Annotated in this window: 14 protein-coding genes and 2 pseudogenes; 7 read left to right on the top strand and 9 right to left on the bottom strand. The window is 48.3% G+C overall.

What is annotated here, in order from left to right:
• Nucleotides 1-106: 106 nt before the first annotated feature.
• On the top strand, nt 107-1168 hold the full coding sequence (gene dinB / locus CS022_RS11265) for a DNA polymerase IV (RefSeq protein WP_129122357.1): 1062 nt from the start codon (nt 107-109) through the stop codon (nt 1166-1168).
• Between the two features lie 48 nt (nt 1169-1216).
• Here the strand turns inward: dinB and CS022_RS11260 are convergent.
• Nucleotides 1217-2688: pseudogene (locus tag CS022_RS11260) on the bottom strand (aminoacyl-histidine dipeptidase).
• A 413-nt stretch (nt 2689-3101) separates the two neighbouring features.
• Between CS022_RS11260 and CS022_RS11255 the strand changes: the two are divergent.
• From CS022_RS11255 to CS022_RS11230, 6 genes and pseudogenes are all read left to right on the top strand, one after another.
• Nucleotides 3102-4388: an NCS2 family permease gene (locus CS022_RS11255; RefSeq protein WP_129122356.1), complete on the top strand. Its 1287-nt coding sequence runs from the start codon at nt 3102-3104 to the stop codon at nt 4386-4388.
• A gap of 63 nt (nt 4389-4451) precedes the next feature.
• Nucleotides 4452-4910 (top strand): xanthine phosphoribosyltransferase, encoded by a 459-nt coding sequence (gpt, locus tag CS022_RS11250; protein ID WP_129122355.1) that lies wholly within the window; start codon nt 4452-4454, stop codon nt 4908-4910.
• A 124-nt stretch (nt 4911-5034) separates the two neighbouring features.
• Nucleotides 5035-6283: pseudogene (gene frsA / locus CS022_RS11245) on the top strand (esterase FrsA).
• 138 nt (nt 6284-6421) lie between these two features.
• A complete protein-coding gene (gene crl, locus CS022_RS11240; protein ID WP_129122354.1) occupies nt 6422-6826 on the top strand; it encodes a sigma factor-binding protein Crl in 405 nt (134 codons plus the stop codon).
• Nucleotides 6827-6933: 107 nt separating this feature from the next.
• Complete coding sequence (gene proB / locus CS022_RS11235) at nt 6934-8064, top strand: glutamate 5-kinase (protein WP_129122353.1); 1131 nt, start codon at nt 6934-6936, stop codon at nt 8062-8064.
• Between the two features lie 25 nt (nt 8065-8089).
• The gene (locus CS022_RS11230) at nt 8090-9343 is read left to right on the top strand and encodes a glutamate-5-semialdehyde dehydrogenase (RefSeq protein WP_129122352.1); all 1254 of its coding nucleotides are present in this window, start codon (nt 8090-8092) and stop codon (nt 9341-9343) included.
• A gap of 59 nt (nt 9344-9402) precedes the next feature.
• On the opposite strand, the gene lipA is transcribed toward CS022_RS11230, so the two are convergent.
• From lipA to mrdA, 8 genes are all read right to left on the bottom strand, one after another.
• On the bottom strand, nt 9403-10368 hold the full coding sequence (lipA, locus tag CS022_RS11225) for a lipoyl synthase (protein WP_129122351.1): 966 nt from the start codon (nt 10366-10368) through the stop codon (nt 9403-9405).
• Nucleotides 10365-10952, bottom strand: a complete 588-nt coding sequence (lipB, locus tag CS022_RS11220; protein WP_235869478.1) for a lipoyl(octanoyl) transferase LipB — start codon at nt 10950-10952, stop codon at nt 10365-10367. The genes lipA and lipB overlap by 4 nt, the downstream gene beginning before the upstream one ends.
• A 197-nt stretch (nt 10953-11149) precedes the next feature.
• Nucleotides 11150-11419, bottom strand: coding sequence for a DUF493 family protein YbeD (ybeD, locus tag CS022_RS11215; protein WP_129122350.1), 270 nt, complete (start codon nt 11417-11419; stop codon nt 11150-11152).
• A gap of 202 nt (nt 11420-11621) precedes the next feature.
• Entirely contained in the window at nt 11622-12788 is a 1167-nt protein-coding gene (locus tag CS022_RS11210) for a serine hydrolase (protein WP_129122349.1), read from the bottom strand.
• 227 nt (nt 12789-13015) lie between these two features.
• Nucleotides 13016-14188 (bottom strand): serine hydrolase, encoded by a 1173-nt coding sequence (locus CS022_RS11205; RefSeq protein ID WP_129122348.1) that lies wholly within the window; start codon nt 14186-14188, stop codon nt 13016-13018.
• A gap of 91 nt (nt 14189-14279) precedes the next feature.
• Complete coding sequence (locus CS022_RS11200; RefSeq protein WP_129122347.1) at nt 14280-15095, bottom strand: septal ring lytic transglycosylase RlpA family protein; 816 nt, start codon at nt 15093-15095, stop codon at nt 14280-14282.
• Nucleotides 15095-16216: a peptidoglycan glycosyltransferase MrdB gene (gene mrdB / locus CS022_RS11195; RefSeq protein ID WP_129122346.1), complete on the bottom strand. Its 1122-nt coding sequence runs from the start codon at nt 16214-16216 to the stop codon at nt 15095-15097. The genes CS022_RS11200 and mrdB overlap by 1 nt, the downstream gene beginning before the upstream one ends.
• Nucleotides 16216-18093, bottom strand: a complete 1878-nt coding sequence (gene mrdA, locus CS022_RS11190) for a penicillin-binding protein 2 (RefSeq protein ID WP_129122345.1) — start codon at nt 18091-18093, stop codon at nt 16216-16218. The genes mrdB and mrdA overlap by 1 nt, the downstream gene beginning before the upstream one ends.
• Nucleotide 18094 lies beyond the last annotated feature (1 nt).

Raw genomic sequence — 18094 nt, 5'->3', positions numbered from 1 at the left:
TCACAGGAAGTATATCCTTGCTACAAACCTCACGGCTGCCCCTTTTTCCAGCTTAAATTATACTGTATAAATGAACAGTCAATGGTTTGCAGTCTGAATAGCTCTGATGAAAAAAATCGTTCACATCGATATGGATTGCTTTTACGCGGCAGTGGAAATGCGCGATGACCCATCACTTGAATCCATCCCGCTTGCTATTGGTGGTTCAGAAAAGCGTCGCGGGGTGATATCAACTTGTAACTACATTGCAAGGAAGCACGGTGTTCGCTCTGCCATGGCGACGGCCCATGCGTTGCGGCTATGCCCAAACCTGACGGTGATCCGCGGCAATATGATGAAATATAAAGAGGTCTCGCAGCATATCCGCGAAATTTTCTCCCGCTACACTGATAAGATTGAGCCTCTTTCACTCGATGAAGCCTATCTGGATGTGACAGACAGCGAACTGTATCAGGGGTCAGCGACGCTGATCGCGGAAGCGATTCGTGCGGATATTGCTCGCGAACTCAGGTTGACAGCTTCAGCTGGCGTAGGTCCGGTAAAATTTGTGGCAAAAGTGGCGTCAGACATCAACAAACCCGATGGGATTTGTGTGATCCCGCCCAATGCGGTCGATGATTTTGTTAAGACCTTACCGTTAGAAAAAATCCCCGGTGTGGGAAAAGTTACGCTGACCAAGCTGCATAAGCTTGGTTTATATACCGGAAGTGATGTGCAGCAGTTCGACAAAGCAGAGTTGATTCAGCGCTTTGGTAAGTTTGGCCATTCGCTGTGGAAACGCAGTCATGGGGTGGATGACAGGGAAGTTGAAACCCATCGTGAACGAAAATCAGTTGGGGTTGAACGCACGCTGGCTGCAGATGTGAAGACAGAGGCGCAGTGCCTTGAAGTATTGGAGTCATTGTACACAGAACTTGAAAAACGTCTTTGTCCGGTGTTAGCCGACCGTAAAATCAATCGTCAGGGCGTGAAGCTGAAATTCTCTGATTTTCAGCAGACCACCGTTGAACACCGACAGGATCAGTTTAATAAGACAGCTTACCCATTGCTACTCAAAGAAGCCTTGGAGCGCCAACAAGGACGAGGAATTCGTTTGATAGGCCTAACAGTCGGTCTGGCGCCAAAAACTGCTGAGAATCGTGAACAGCTCAGTTTTGACTGGGGATAGAAAAAAAGCACTCATATTGAGTGCTTTTTTGATAAGCAAGATACGCCGTTAAGCTTTTTCTGGAATTGCGTTCAGCATCGCGACCATTTGTTCCCAGAACAAGGCCACGGTTTTGATCTCTACCTTTTCATCAGGAGAGTGAGGGAACTTGATGGTTGGGCCGAATGAAATCATATCCATTTCTGGGTATGGTTCTTTAAACAAACCGCACTCAAGGCCTGCATGAATGACCATGATGTTAGGGACTCGGCCATAAATATCTTGGTAAGTCTGGCGGAAGATTTTCATCACTTGAGAGTCGGCATCGGGTTTCCAGCTGGGTAAGCGCCTGTAAAGCTTGAAGCTGCTCCCGCAAGCTCTGCAAGTGAGGCCAGCATGCTCTCAACACTCTGGCGACCCGTATCGGTCAGCGAACGAATCAGGCATAGCAGGGTGATGGTGTTACCTTCTGTGGTGATCACACCAAGGTTCAGCGATGTTTCAACCACGCCCTCAATGTCGTCGCTCATACGAATTACGCCGTTAGGGCATGCATTGATGGTGGCGATGATTCTGGCCTGATCTGAGTTGCTCAAAGCAATCAATGGCGCGTTACTGTCAGTGACAGACAGATCCAGTGACGTTTCGACAGCACCCAGCTCTGCGTTGAGCACCGAAAGATATTCAGCAAAAAGTGTCTCCAACTTCTCACGCTGAGCAGTAGGCACAGCCACGTCTGCAAACGCTTCTCGCGGAATAGCGTTGCGAAGTGTGCCGCCACCAATACCAAGAAGACGCAGGCCAAGTTCGTCGACATGCGCAGCAAGGAAGCGACCAACCAATTTGTTCGCATTAGAGCGACCCGTGTGGATATCGCAGCCCGAGTGACCACCTTTGAGTCCTTTCACCTGAAGACGAGCAGCGACGTAACCTTCCGCCAACTCTGCTTTTTCCACCGTGAACGCGAGGGACGCATCAACGCCGCCTGCACAGCCCATATACACTTCGCCTTCCTGCTCTGAATCCGTGTTCAGCAGGATGTCGCCTTTGAGCCAGTTTGCTTTCAGGCCAAAGGCCCCCGTCATGCCGGCTTCTTCATCGATAGTCAGCAATACTTCCAATGGACCATGGGCGATATCTTTATCGGCCAGCACAGCAAGGCATGCAGCCATACCCATGCCGTTATCTGAACCCAGTGTCGTGCCTTCAGCCGTTACCCATTCGCCATCGATATAAGGGCGGATTGGGTCTTTTGTGAAATCATGGATAGTGTCTTCATTCTTCTGCGGTACCATGTCGATGTGTGCTTGTAGAACCACACCTTTATGGTTTTCCATGCCAGAAGTTGCAGGTTTGCGGATTAACACATTGCCGGTGTCGTCCCGCTCCACCTCCAAGCCTTCACCTTCAGCCCAGCCGATAATGTATTGGGCCAATTGCTCTTCATGTTTTGAAGGATGGGGAATTGAACATATTTTGTCGAAGAACTGCCAGACTGGCTGTGGTGATAACTGACTAATTTCAGACACGTAAAGCTCCATGATCTTTCGGAATGCTTGAGCATATAAGCAGGTTACTCTGATATAGCAATGCCTGCCGCAACAATCATTCTGGTGGTTGTATAAAGCGCAAAGAATACCACTGCACTTGTGATACGAATAGCGCCTTTCTGTTTTGGTCGCGGAGCAAAATGTAAAACTGGTATCCGTCTCTGATAACGGTGTCACTGTTAACGAAGAGATCACGGGAGCGCTAATTTACCTAAACTTGTTCTCGCATGGTGCGAAAAGGATAAAAAATGGTCATAAGTTGAGGCGATCCTCCTTGTTATAACTTTGCTCTGGAATTTTATTTTCTGGAAGAGTAGTATGCGCGTCAAAATTATAAGCAAACGTTTTCCTTTGGCTTGTATTCACCTATACAGCATTTTTCACACATTTAAGGGACCCACTTTATGCTTGAGCGCCTTTTTAAATTAAAAGAGCAGGGCACAGACGTACGCACTGAAATCATTGCCGGATTGACTACCTTCCTGACGATGGCTTACATCATCTTCGTCAACCCTCAGATCCTTTCTGAAACGGGCATGGACCGTGGCGCAGTATTTGTCGCCACTTGTGTAGCAGCGGCGATTGGCTGCTTCATCATGGGCTTTATTGCCAACTATCCGGTGGCGCAGGCTCCCGGCATGGGCCTAAACGCTTTCTTTACCTACACGGTTGTTTTCCAAATGGGTTACTCGTGGCAGGTCGCTCTTGCCGCTGTTTTTCTTTCTGGTGTGTGCTTTATCCTGCTTAGCCTCTTTCAAGTCAGGCAGTGGATCATTAACTCTATCCCTATGTCGTTAAGAACGGGGATCACCGCGGGTATCGGAATGTTTCTCGCGCTGATCGCGCTTGAAAATTCCGGCATTGTCGTTGACCACCCTGCCACCTTGGTTGCTTTAGGCGATATCACGGCATTTGGTCCGGCAATGGCAGCTCTGGGTTTCTTTCTAACGATTGGCTTGGTTAACCGCGGTATTAAAGGTGCGGTGATGCTGGCGATTCTTGTCGTTACCGCTATCAGCGTATTGACAGGCAATGTGGAATACAGCGGCCTGATGTCAATGCCACCAAGTGTTGCTCCGACTTTCCTGCAGTTAGATTTTGCAGGTGCATTTGAAGTTGGCTTGATTTCGATTGTTTTTGCCTTTTTGTTTGTCGACCTGTTCGACACGGCAGGAACGTTAGTCGGTGTTGCTCAACGTGCCAAGTTGACCGATGAAAACGGCAATGTACCTCGTCTTGGTCGCGCATTGTTGGCAGACAGCACAGCAACGTCTGTTGGTGCGCTGTTTGGGACCTCCAACACGACCTCGTATATCGAAAGCGTGTCTGGTGTTGCTGAAGGGGGACGCACGGGCCTGACGGCTGTGGTTGTCGGTATTCTGTTCCTGCTCGCGCTGTTCTTTTCTCCGCTTGCTGGCATGGTGCCTGCTTACGCAACAGCAGGTGCACTGTTCTACGTTGCTATTTTGATGATGTCAGGGCTGGTGAATGTTGATTGGCGCGATCTGACGGAAGCGGCACCTGTGGGTGTTGTCTGCCTGATGATGCCACTGACATACTCTATTGCGAGCGGTATTGGTCTTGGCTTCATTGCTTACGCAGCAATCAAAGCGTTCAGCGGCAAAGTGAAAGAAGTGCATATTAGTATCTGGATCTTGGCTGCGCTGTTCTTGCTCAAGTTCTACATGTAAGTCAGAATACCGCAAATTTTTTTAACGTACTCTACTGGCAAGCTCGCCACAAAGGTTTTTTATATGACGACTAAATTCGTGATCACATGGGACAATATGCAGATGTACACTCGCCAATTGGCGGAGAAACTACTTCCTGCAGAACAATGGAAAGGTATCATTGCTGTGAGCCGCGGTGGTCTGGTACCTGCCGCAATTCTTGCCAGAGAGCTGGGCATCAGGCATGTCGATACGGTGTGCATTTCAAGCTACGATCATGATCATCAACGCGACATGCGCATTCTGAAAAAAGCAGACGGCGACGGTGAAGGTTTTATCGTCATCGATGATTTGGTCGATACTGGTGGTACAGCAGAAGTCATTCGCCAGATGTACCCGAAGGGAAAATTCGTCACTGTGTGTGCTAAGCCAGCCGGAAAACACTTGGTTGATGACTATGTTGTTGATATTGCGCAGGACACATGGATCGAGCAGCCTTGGGACATGAGCGTGACGTTTGTTGAGCCAATCAGCAAACAGTAAGCTTGAACTCGCTCCAAAAGCCTCGTTTCGGGGCTTTTTTGTATCTAAATGGATCTGACCCTTTCTGAATATAGCGTCAGTGAATTACACTATCGGAAACACGAACATCCACCGGGAGGCCAGGTTGTCAGAGGCGCACTCCGTTAACCTTTCAGAACAACTCTTCACTCAGCATCGACACGCACGAGAAACCTCTTCTATTGTCGGCACAGACAAGCGAACAGGTAAAGTCAGTACGGCGATTGACGGCAGCAGTGAATCATCATGGTATCGTGTGTTGCGCAGGCCACAATGGATCTGGCAAGGGGTCGATCCGATAGACATGGAAGCCACCTTGTCACGCATTGCCGCTTCTTCTCAGCAGAGAACCGACGAAAAATTGCTCGATACTGTGATTGGTTATAGACCCGGTAACTGGTATATGAGTGGTCAACCAGCGGTATGGCCTATCAGAAAAAAGCACAAATGTGTTATGAGGCTGGCGAGAAGAAAAGGGCGGCTGATCTTTGGCTGAAAGCGTCCACCCACTTCGGTATTGCTGCCTATCCGCACTTAAAAGGCGACAGCCTGGCGGCACAGGCTGAAATCATGGCCAAGCAGTCATTTCATCAGGCGATAGACAATCTGCCTCTAAAAACTAAAGTCGTTGAGTTCAAGCACGCAGGGAAAGACGTAAAGGGCATGCTTTATTTGCCGCATACCTACTCACCTTTACCTGTTGTCGTGGTGAGCGGCGGTCTTGAAACACTTCAGACAGATTTATGGTGGCTGTTCGTTAATTACTTTGCTGACAAAGGGCTAGCACTGCTGACAATTGACATGCCTTCGGTCGGTTACAGTTCTGATCATCCATTATCGCAAGACAGCAGTTGTCTGCATCAGTCGCTTCTTCGTCACTTGCCGAAGGTGCCTTGGTTGATCACCACAGAGTGGGTTTTATGGGCATGCGTTTTGGCGCTAACGCCGCAGTGCGTATGGCCTTCATTGAACCCGACAGTGTGAAAGCTTGTGTGTCTCTCGGTGGTATCGTACATAGCATTTTGACCGATAGTAAGAAACTTCAGTCTGTGCCTTCCATGCATCTCGATATGCTGGCTTCGAGAATGGGACGCCGTCTGGTCTCCGGCACCTTGCTTACCGCTTTGCAGGCATTGTCATTAAAAAATCAGGGACTACTGGCAGGGCGTCGAACGAAAGTCCCTGTTCTGGCGGTGAGCATGAAAAATGATCCCGTATGCCCTGAGGCCGATAGCCGGTTAGTCGCGATGTACAGTCAGGGCGGCAAAGCTATGATTTTGCCAGACAAACCCTTACATGATGGCTATGACAGGGCTATACGTGAATCTGTAGATTGGTTTGCAAAATACCTGTGATCAACCTCATCTAAATATCGATAGTCAGATGATCAACAGCCCAGAGAGAACCCAGAGCAACGCAATTTCATACATCGCGTGATATACCCATAGTACTCATAACAAAAATTAAATTAACAAACTGTTGGGGAGCTTACTATGGCTGAAGAAACAGTAATTTTATCTCATGGAAGACTGATAACCCGTTTCGCTGCTCTGGGTCCGTATCTTAGACAAAAAAAGTCTAATCCAGATACCTACTTTTTTGATTGCTTGTCGGCATGCGTTAACGCCAAGAAAGCACCGGATGAACGCGAGTTCTGGGGCTGGTGGTTGGAACTGAGTGCGCGTGAGGGTGGGTTTGATTACACCTATGAATTTGGAAAATTTGATGACAAAGGTGATTGGGTTAAGGGCTCCGTACCTGCAAAATCTCAGCAAGAAGTAGTGGCGACGTTAGAAAGCTTTTATACCAAACTGACTGATTTTGTGGAAAAAGAGCTTAACCTTGCGGTAACGCCATCCTCTCAACTTCCTCACCCTAAACTTGGTGGTAAGGCCTGATTTGCCATCAGTTTAATAAGGAATCTCCGCTTTTACTTGTGATCTTGCTCTGGGATTGTTAAAAGATTGATTATATAAACATCATAATTAATCCCAGGGCAGGGTCAGTGAACAAAGCAACAGACAAAAAGTCGTCTTCCCAAACTATCGTCGTCAAGCTCGGTACCAGTGTACTGACTGGTGGCTCTCTCCGATTAGATAAAGCTCACTTAGTCGAATTAGTTCGCCAATGTGCACATTTGATGCGTGATGGACACAAAGTGATCATCGTGACGTCAGGCGCGATTGCTGCGGGTCGTGAGCACTTAGGCCACCCAAAACTTGCTGACACCGTTGCTAACAAGCAAATGCTAGCAGCGGTAGGTCAAAGCAGCCTGATTCAATCGTGGGAGAACCTTTTCAGTATTTATGGCATCCATATTGGGCAAATGTTGCTAACCCGTGCTGATCTTCATGACAGGGAGCGCTACCTCAACGCCCGCGACATGCTTCATGCGCTGCTCGATAATGGAATAGTGCCTGTTGTGAACGAAAATGATGCGGTTGCTACGAGTGAAATCAAAGTCGGCGATAACGACAACCTGTCGGCGCTGGTGGCTATTTTAGCAGAAGCTGACAAGCTTCTGCTTCTTACAGACCAGCCCGGCCTGTTTACCGCTGATCCGCGTTCAAACCCCAATGCCGAGCTGATCCGCGAAGTGCATACCATCGACGAAACGCTCCACAAACTGGCTGGCGGCAGTGTCAGTGGTTTAGGTACTGGCGGTATGGCGACAAAACTTCAAGCCGCAGATGTGGCGCGTCGGGCGGGTATTGAAGTGACTATCGCTGCGGGAAGCCGCCCTGAGGTGATTGAGCATTTGGCAGACAACAAACCTGCCGGAACCCGCTTTTTACCTTTGGCTTCACCACTCGAAAGCCGCAAAAAATGGATCCTTGCGGGGCCTCCTCCTGAAGGAGATATTTGTATTGATGAAGGAGCGGCGAACGCGGTAATGCAAAGAGGCAGCAGCCTGTTGGCAAAAGGGATCACGAAGGTAACTGGCCAGTTTGATCGCGGAGCGGTAGCGAGAATCTGTGATACCAAAGGAAAGTTGCTTGCTCGGGGGATTTGCCGCTATTCAAGTAAAGACCTGACCCAGATTTCAGGCAGACACAGTCAGGATATTTCGAGCATACTCGGCTATGAGTATGGTCCGGTGGCTATCCACCGCGATGATTTGGTTGTAATTGATTAACAGTACAGGACAAGCAGGGACAACAATGAGTCTTAACGATATGGGGCGGGCAGCGAAAGACGCTGCTTATGCTCTGGCGACAGCGCCAACGGCACAGAAGAATAACGCTTTGTCAGTGATTGCTGACGAACTTGCTGACAATCAGGCCGCGATTCTAGCCGCTAACCACAAGGACATTGAAGCAGGGCGCAAGGCAGGGTTGCCGGAAGCAATGCTAGATCGCCTTTTGCTCAACGAAGCGCGCCTTGAAGGTATTATCGCTGATGTCAGAAACGTCATATCGTTAGATGACCCCGTAGGCAGTGAAATTGACTGCAGAGTTCTCGAGAATGGGATGACGCTGAGCCGTCGCCGAGAGCCGATTGGCGTTATCGGTGTGATTTATGAGGCGCGTCCTAACGTCACTATCGATATTGCGTCTCTGTGTCTGAAAACAGGTAATGCCAGTATCCTGCGTGGAGGTAAAGAAACGTTTCACTCCAACATGGAACTGGTGAAAGTCATTCAGACCGCACTGGAAAAAACAGGCTTGCCAGCGGCATCGGTACAATACATTGAAAAGCCAGATAGAGAGCTGGTTTCTGAACTGCTCAAACTCGACCAGTACGTCGACATGATCATCCCGCGCGGTGGCGCAGGCTTGCACCAGATGTGCAAACAAAACAGCACGATCCCCGTCATCATTGGCGGCTTTGGAATTAGCCACTTGTATGTTGATAGTAGCGCTGATTTACAGCGTGCTCCGGACGTTATCGTTAACTCAAAAATTCAGCGTCCGTCAGCTTGTAATGCGCTTGATACGTTGCTGGTACATCGAGACGTTGCCGCGTCGTTACTTGCTTCCTTAGTTCCTGTTCTGAATGAACAAAAGGTATCCCTTGTTGCGACAGACGAAGCGATGCCAATGTTGCAAAGTGCCAATGATGTCCGTGCGGCAGGGGAGCAGGATTTTGATACCGAATGGCTGAGTAACACCCTAGGCGTTGCTATTGTTGATGATGTTCAGGAAGCCCTGACCCATATGAGAGAGCATAATGCCAGCCACTCAGATGCGATATTAACTAATGACTTGGCGGCAGCAGAAGCGTTCATTAATGGAGCTGGCTCAGCGGCCGTTTATGTGAATGCGTCAACACGCTTTACCGACGGGGCCCAATTTGGATTGGGTGCAGAAGTGGCAGTATCGACGCAGAAGTTGCATGCGAGAGGCCCGATGGGGCTGGAAGAGCTGACAACGTATAAGTGGGTAGGCAAAGCGGACTATTTGCCACGTCCTTAGTTAAATACGTGAGTATTAGAAAGGAAAAAGGCGCCACTGGCGCCTTTTTTGTTGAGCATTTATTTTATTTCGACGCCTTGTGCCTGCAAGTCGGCGTGATAGGACGAACGAACAAAAGGACCGCATGCTGCGTGAGTAAAACCAAGCTCGAGAGCGATTTCTTTCAGCTCATCAAACTCTTCAGGCGGCACGTAACGCTCAACCGGCAAGTGGTGGCGGCTTGGTGCCAGGTACTGACCGAGCGTTAGCATGGTGACACCGTGTGCGCGAAGGTCTTTCAGTACTTCAACAATTTCTTCTTTTGTCTCACCAAGGCCCATCATCAGACCTGATTTAGTTGGTACATCTGGGTGCATTTCGCCAAACTTCTTCAGCAGCTCCAAAGACCACTTATAGTTAGCGCCTGGACGTGCTTTACGGTAAAGGCGAGGTGCGGTTTCCAGATTATGGTTGAATACATCGGGTGGATTGTCTTTGAGGATCTCCAGTGCTTTATCCATACGGCCGCGAAAGTCGGGTACCAGTGTTTCGATGCGGATATTCGGGTTTAATGCACGGATTTCACGGTTACAGTCGGAAAAATGCTGTGCACCGCCATCACGCAGGTCATCACGGTCAACGGAGGTGATCACCACGTATTTGAGCTTCATGTCCGCAATGGTTTTAGCCAGTTTGGTTGGCTCTTCAGCATCAGGAGCCAGTGGGCGTCCATGGGCGACATCACAGAAGGGACACCGACGTGTACAGATAGCACCCAGAATCATGAATGTCGCTGTACCGTGGTTGAAGCACTCTGCAAGATTCGGACAAGATGCTTCTTCACACACCGAGTGAAGCTTGTTCTTGCGAAGTGCAGACTTAATCTCTTGAATGCGTTTGCTGTCAGAAGGCAGCTTGATCTTCATCCACTCTGGCTTGCGCAGCATTTGTTTCTGCTCCGCGGGCACATTCTTGACGGGAATGAGCGCCATTTTGTCTGCGTCGCGGTACTTGACACCGCGTTCCATCTGGATAGGTTTGCTCATGATTTGTTGCTTTCCATTAAGGTTTCCACCTCATTAGATCCGAGATGCGAAATCAGTTTATCAATTAATACGGGTTGCACTTCACTTAGGTTTGAAGGGCCACCCAAATCGACGGTTTGCGTCATGGCCATGCCTGCATAGCCACACGGGTTAATTCTGAGAAATGGCGCGAGATCCATATTGATGTTCAAGGCAAGACCATGAAATGAACAGCCTCGGCGGATCCTGAGGCCCAGCGAACAAATTTTATTGTCACCGACATAAACGCCGGGTGCATCTGGGCGGGCACTCGATGAGATACCAAAGTGTGAAAGGGTATCAACAACAGTATTCTCAATGTGCGTTACTAACTCTCTGACACCGAGCTTGCGGCGTTTGAGATCAATGAGTACGTAAACGACTTGTTGTCCGGGACCATGGTACGTTACCTGACCGCCCCGATCGCTTTGAACAACGGGAATATCGCCAGTGTTCAGAAGGTGTTCTGCTTTACCTGCCTGACCTTGAGTAAATACGGGTTCATGCTCAACGAACCAGATTTCATCACAGGTATCGCTGTCTCTCTCCGCAGTGAAGTCATGCATTGCGTCAAAAGTATTTTTGTATGGCTGTAGGCCCAGCTGGCGGATAATAAGGCGTTTCAACGGCAATTTGTCACCTGCTTTATAAACATCCGGCAATAAGCAGTGCTCTGGATGTGCATCCTGCATTCGATGCCTATTATAACGACAGACGGCTGAATAAACAGCCGTCTTTAGTCTAATTACGTTGCGTTGCGGGTTTACAGCACCATACGAACGATGTCGATTTCACCCAGCTCTTTATAGAGGGTTTCAACCTGCTCGATAGAGGTTGCTGTAATTGAAACAGATACTGAATTGTAGGTACCTTTGCCGCTTGGTTTGATAGTCGGAGTGTAATCACCTGGTGCATGACGCTGTATGACCTCAAGCACCCGTTCAGGTAGCTCTGGCTTCGCATAGCCCATGACCTTGTAAGTGAATTTACAAGGAAACTCCAACAGATCTTTAAGTTTTGGTTGCTCTTGCATCTCTACTCCGGCAGACCACGCCGAGGCATGGTTGTAACAGTGACAGATTGTCGCACTGGGGCGAATTGCTGTGAATATTAATGCGACAAGTGTCAGAAAACAAGGTTAGTCGTTATGGAGTTGCCCGGATAATGCCATCAGGTCAATGTTAACCATTTTGAAGGGCCTTGCGTATGAGCAAGGCCCCCTTATTTCGTTGGGTTTAGAACAAGCCTTTTACAAACAAAATAACAGTGTCTTTCATGCGGGTAAAAAAGCCGCCTTCTTCAATATCTTCAAGCGCGATCAGCGGAAAATCGGCGATATCGTCATCGTCAAGTTGATAGTAAAGTGTGCCGACGACATCGCCCTTTTTGAGCGGTGCTTCCAGTGTTTGATGGAGTTTGAAGTTTGATTTGAGGTTTTTGACTTTACCTCTGTGGACAGTGACAAAGGTATCTTGAGCCACGCCTAGCGCAATATTTTCTTTGTCCCCCATCCATACGCGCTCACTGGCAAAGGTATCAGCGGCTTTATGCGGAGAGACAGTGTCGAAGAAGCGGAACCCGTAGTTCAGGAGTTTCTTACTCTCTGCCTTTCTCGCGTTGGTACTTTGGGTGCCCATGACAACTGAAATCAGGCGCATTCTACCCTCTGTCGCAGAGCTGACGAGGTTATAGCCCGCACCATCGGTATGTCCTGTTTTAATGCCATCAACGTTCAGGCTTTTATCCCACAACAAGCCGTTGCGGTTGTATTGTGGGATGTTATTAAACGAGAACGCTTTTTCTTTATAAATGGCATACTCTTCCGGCACATCACGAATAAGCGCCTGACTGAGGAGCGCCAGATCGTAAGGCGTTGAGTAGATATTCTTGCTGTCGAGGCCATGGGAGTTGGTGAAATGGGTATTCTCCATACCTAGGGTTTTTGCCCATCCATTCATCAATCCGACAAAAGAATCCTCAGAGCCAGCCACGTGCTCAGCCATGGCTACACACGCATCATTACCTGACTGGATAATGATACCGCGGTTAAGGTCGGCAACTTTTACTGTTTTACCCACCTCGATATACATTTTTGAGCTACCTGGGAAGTTACGTGCCCAGGCGTTTTCACTGATAACGACATCGTCATCAAGACTAATGTTTCCACGTGATACTTCCTGCCCGATGACGTAACTGGTCATCATTTTTGTCAGGCTGGCAGGTTTAAGTCTTTCATTTTCATTGCTTGCAGCAAGGATTTCTCCTGAATGGTAGTCCATTAGGATATAGCCTTTTGCGGCAACGTTAGGAGGATCTGGAATTACACTCGGTGCAGCATGAACACTGCCTGAAACCACGAGTGACAATGCGATAGCGCTGAAAGTTTTCGATGCTTTATTCATGGTAATTAACGTTCAGTTGATGTGTGTCATTCGTAAGAATTTGCACTTCACTATACCAAACGAACAGATAATGGGCAGGTGCTGAGGCATTGAGTGATGGGTTGCTCGCAGAGTTACATTATCGCGAGGTAAAAAACATTAAGCTGTCATCTCTGGCTGCATTCTGAGCAATAAGATCAAAAAACCACCCGGCAGGGTGGTTTTGATATTCAGTGACCGCTTGCCTGTTAGAAAAGACTCTTAAACAGCAGGATGATGTAGTCAATCATACGGCTGAACAGTCCACCTTCTTTTACGTCGTTCAGCGCAACCAGCGGATATTCAGCAATGTCTTTACCGTCTACCTGATAGAAGAGTTTTCCTACCACATCGCCCTTGCTAATAGGGGCTTCTGGATTTTTCTCAAGGACAAAGCTGGCTTTAAGATCCTGTACTTTACCGCGAGGTAAGGTGACATAAGTATCTTCGGCAACACCCAGTGCGACCTGATCGGTATCGCCCATCCAAACTCTTTCGGTCACAAAGGTTTCGTTGGCCTTGTGCGGAGAGACAGTTTCAAAGAAACGGAAGCCGTAGTTGAGCAGCTTTTTGCTTTCTGCTTTTCGAGCATTCGCGCTTTTGGTGCCCATCACGACAGCAATTAAGCGCATTTTCCCTTCAGTCGCAGAGCTGACAAGGTTATAGCCCGCTTTGTCGGTATGGCCAGTTTTGATGCCATCAACGTTCATGCTTTTGTCCCACAGCAGGCCGTTGCGGTTGTACTGAACGATGTCGTTGTAGGTGAAAGACTTCTCTTTGTAAATGGCATACTCTTCCGGTACATCACGAATAAGTGCCTGACCTAACAGTGCTTGATCATAAGGCGTTGAGTACAGCTCTTTTGCATCCAAACCATGTGCATTGGTGTAATGGGTATCACGCATGCCCAGTGTCTTCGCCCAACCATTCATCAGATCAACAAAGGAATCCTGCGAGCCCGCGACATGTTCAGCCATCGCTACGCACGCATCATTACCTGATTGGATAATAATGCCGCGATTAAGATCGGACACTTTGACAGTAGTGCCGACTTCGATAAACATCTTTGAGCTACCAGGGAAGTTCTTTGCCCAAGCATTTTCGCTGATCACTACATCATCGTTAAGGCTGATGTTACCTCGCTCAATTTCCTGACCAATGACATAACTGGTCATCATTTTAGTCAAGCTGGCTGGGTTGAGTTTTTCGTGTTCGTTATTCCCCGCAAGAACTTTACCTGAATGGTAATCGATAAGTACGTAGCCTTTGGCGGCTATTTGAGGAGCATCAGGAACAACACTGGGAGCAGCAAGCGCAGAAGTACTACCCAGCATCGCAGCAGATAGCGCCAGGGTGGTAAAGAAGCGGGAAGATTTTTTCATAGATAAATGTACTTATTAGGTGTAACAAAAGTCAGAAATTGCCAACACTATAGCAAATAAAATTGACAGTGACAGTCATCGGAGCAACAAGTTATTGTTGATTCGTATTCAAGTTCTGCAATGCGGCCGAGTCCAGTTGTTCAGTCACAATAAATGCGCCTTTGAGCTGCTTGTTAATGGCTGTCTGATTGGCACTTTGTGCTTTTTCAAGCGATGAAAAAGGCCCCAATCTAACCACGAATATTTTATCATCTCGGGCTTTTATTGCTGTTGGCAGTCCAAGAGTGCGTGAAAAATTCGTCGCTGCCTTCTCTGCACGTTTTTTATCACTGAGTGCCAATAACTGAACAAAGTACTGTTCTTTGACCAGTGTTTGCCATTCCAGTTCATCTTGCGGCTTTTTGGGTTTCAATAATGTGATTTTTACGGGTGCTGTGCCTGTTTTCAGGACGCCAAGTTTAGAAGCGGCGGCATAGCTCAAATCGATGATCCTGCCTTCATGAAAAGGGCCTCGGTCGTTGACCCGAACAATGGCTTTTTTGCCATTCACTGTGTTCTCTACTTGAACATAGCTAGGTAAAGGCAGTGTTTTGTGCGCCGCTGACATGGAAAACATGTCATAGATTTCACCGTTCGAGGTCAAGTGGCCGTGAAACTTCTCCCCATACCAAGAAGCGAGGCCTTCTTCTTTGAAACCATTGTCGGGTTTGATCACTTTATATCGTTGACCGTTGAGCGTGTAGTCGCGGTTACCTGCGCGGCTATAGGCTTCATAGCGGGGTTCAGCATCTTCAATGTGCGCAAGTGAGGGCGTCGCCTCAGGTGTTTTGTCGTTTGACATTTGGTAGCGGTCACCTGATGAGCAGCCCGCCAGTATCAGCGCAGAAATAATTATCCGTTTTTGCATTAAGAAGCCTTTGAAAGCATTTTTCTGTGTGTATGAATAGACATCAGGATCCCGAAACCTGCCATGAGGGTAACCATGGAAGTACCGCCATAACTGATAAGAGGCAGGGGGACACCAACGACAGGCAGGATTCCACTTACCATGCCGATATTCACGAAAACGTAAACGAAGAAGCTCAGTACAATACTGCCCGCCATCATGCGGCCAAATGCAGTTTGAGCGCGGCTAGCCAGTATCAGCCCCCGTCCTACAACGAAGAGATACATGGCGAGCAGGCAACAAACGCCTATTAGACCCCACTCTTCTGAGATCACTGCGAAGATAAAGTCTGTATGTCGCTCAGGCAGAAACTCAAGTTGCGATTGCGTACCTTGTAGCCAGCCTTTCCCGCTGACCCCTCCTGAGCCGATAGCAATTTTGGACTGAATAATATGATAGCCAGCCCCTAATGGGTCAGACTCTGGATCAAATAGTGTTCGTACCCGTACTCGCTGGTATTCGCGCATCAAGAAGAACCACATGATGGGCACAAATGCGGCAACCAATGCACCTGCTGAGAAAATAATTCGCCAACTGACGCCCGAGAGGAACAAGACAAAAATACCGGACGCGGCAATCAGTATCGACGTACCGAGGTCAGGCTGTTTAGCAATCAGGATGGTTGGTACAACAACCAGCATTAGGCCAATAAACAGGTTTTTCAGGCTGGGTGGCAAAGGATCTTTACCGATATATCGGGCGACCAAAAGAGGAACGGCTAATCGAATAATGTCTGAAGGCTGGAAGCGGATAATGCCAAGGTCGAGCCAGCGTTGCGCACCTTTTGAGCTTGAGCCCACCAATAGAACCGCAACCAGCAAAAATATACCGATGATATAAAGATACGGTGCCCAAAACTCATAGTGTCTCGGTGGGACCTGAGCCAGCGCGAACATAACCCCAAGCGCCAGTACCATTCGAATGATCTGGCGTTCGATCATTGCTGCGTCCTGACCACTGGCACTGAACATAACAATCAGTCCGAACGCCATTAAAGCGAGAATACCCAGTAGTAATGGGCCATCCACATGCAACCGATCGAAAATAGATTTCTTCTGACCGGCTGAAGCGAAAGAATTCATCAATTAACCTCTTTACGTGGTGGTGTTTCCACCAAAATGTGATCAAAAATTTGTCGGGCAACTGGCGCCGCTTTTGATGAACCGCCGCCTGCGTTTTCAAGGACAAGAGAAACAATGACTTCCGGTTTCTCAAACGGTGCGAAGCCAACATACAACGCATGGTCAATCAAATGCTCGGCCAATTCTTCAGAGTCATATTTCTCGTTTTCACCCAGCCCAAATACCTGTGCAGTGCCTGTTTTGCCCGCTGACTGATATGACGATTGGGTGAATGAGAATCGAGCGGTACCTTTTTTGCCGTGGTTGACTCGACGCATCCCTTCAAGTGTTGTCAGCCAATATTTCTCAGGTACGTCTACGATAGGCGGATAAGGCTCTGAGGCGTTAAGCGTTTCTGTCTTCTCGCTAATGAAAGCTTTCACAAGGTGAGGGGGGTTAACCACACCGTGATTGACCAATACCGATGCGGCCTTAGCAATTTGCATCGGTGTCGCTGTCCAGTAGCCTTGTCCAATTCCAACAGGGATAGTGTCACCTTGATACCAAGGCTTTCGGTAACGGGACATTTTCCACTCACGTGTTGGCATGTTGGCGCGACTTTCCTCGTGAATATCTATACCCGTTCGCTCACCAAAACCAAACATGGTCATCCAATGTGACAAGCGGTCAATGCCCATGTCGTAGGCTATTTGATAGAAGAAGGTATCGACAGACTCTTCCACTGACTTGACGATATCGACGCGACCATGTCCCCCCTTTTTCCAGTCACGGTAGGGTCGGGTCGTCGAATTTGGTAAACGCCAATAGCCAGGATCATTTCGCATGGTATTGGTGGTGATGACATTTTCCTGCAACGCTGCGACAGCGATGAAAGGTTTGACAGTCGATGCCGGAGGATAAGTTCCCAGAGTGGCACGGTTATACAGAGGACGATCCTTGTCGTTCAGCAGCGCGTTGTATTGTGATGGCGAAATACCATGAACAAACAAATTGGGGTCGTAACTTGGTGTTGATACCATCGCCAACACGCCCGATGTTTTAGGATCCAAGACGATTGCCGCGCCACGGTTGTTGCCAAGCAACTCGCGCACATAGAGTTGCAGTTCGATATCAAGGTTGAGGACCAGATCTTGCCCCGGCTCTGGTGGCACATACTTGAGTGTACGGATGATTCTGCCGCGACTGTTTACCTCGACTTCTTGATAGCCTGCTTGCCCATGAAGCGCATTTTCGTAGTAGCGCTCAATGCCTAGCTTGCCAATATCACGAGTCGCTTTGTAATTATTGGTTAGCTCTGCCCGCTCCAGTCTGTCGAGATCTCTGTCGTTGATTTTGGCCACGTAGCCAAGCACGTGCGTGAGTGCATCACCAAATGGATAGTATCGTTTAAGGTAGCCTTCAACTTCTACACCGGGGAATTTGTGTTGGTTGACCGAGAAAAGCGCAACTTCTTGTTCAGTAAGTTGGCTCTTGAGAGTGACTGTCTGAAAACGCCTTGAGCGACGTTTCTCTTTCTTGAAGTTACGAATATTGCTATCCGTAATATCGATAAACTCACTGAGCGCATCAATGGTTTCAGGGATATTTTTGACTTGTTCCGGGATAAGCTCAAGAGAATAAACAGGACGATTTTCGGCAAGCAGCACACCATTGCGGTCATAAATAAGACCGCGGTTCGGTGCAATGGGAACAACCTTAATTCGGTTGTCATTTGAGCGGGTTTTATAATCCTGATGATCGCTGACTTGCAACCCGTAAAGGTTGACAGTCAGCAAGGTAACAAGAAGAGCAATTACGCCGAACGAGAATACCGCACGACGAAAAAAAAGCGCAGATTCAGACCTGTGGTCTCGTATCGGGCTACGCTTATGTTTCATT

Source organism: Veronia nyctiphanis (assembly GCF_004116385.1).
In the GTDB taxonomy this organism is placed as follows: Bacteria; Pseudomonadota; Gammaproteobacteria; order Enterobacterales; family Vibrionaceae; genus Veronia; species Veronia nyctiphanis.
This window is presented reverse-complemented; position numbering and strand designations above follow the sequence as displayed.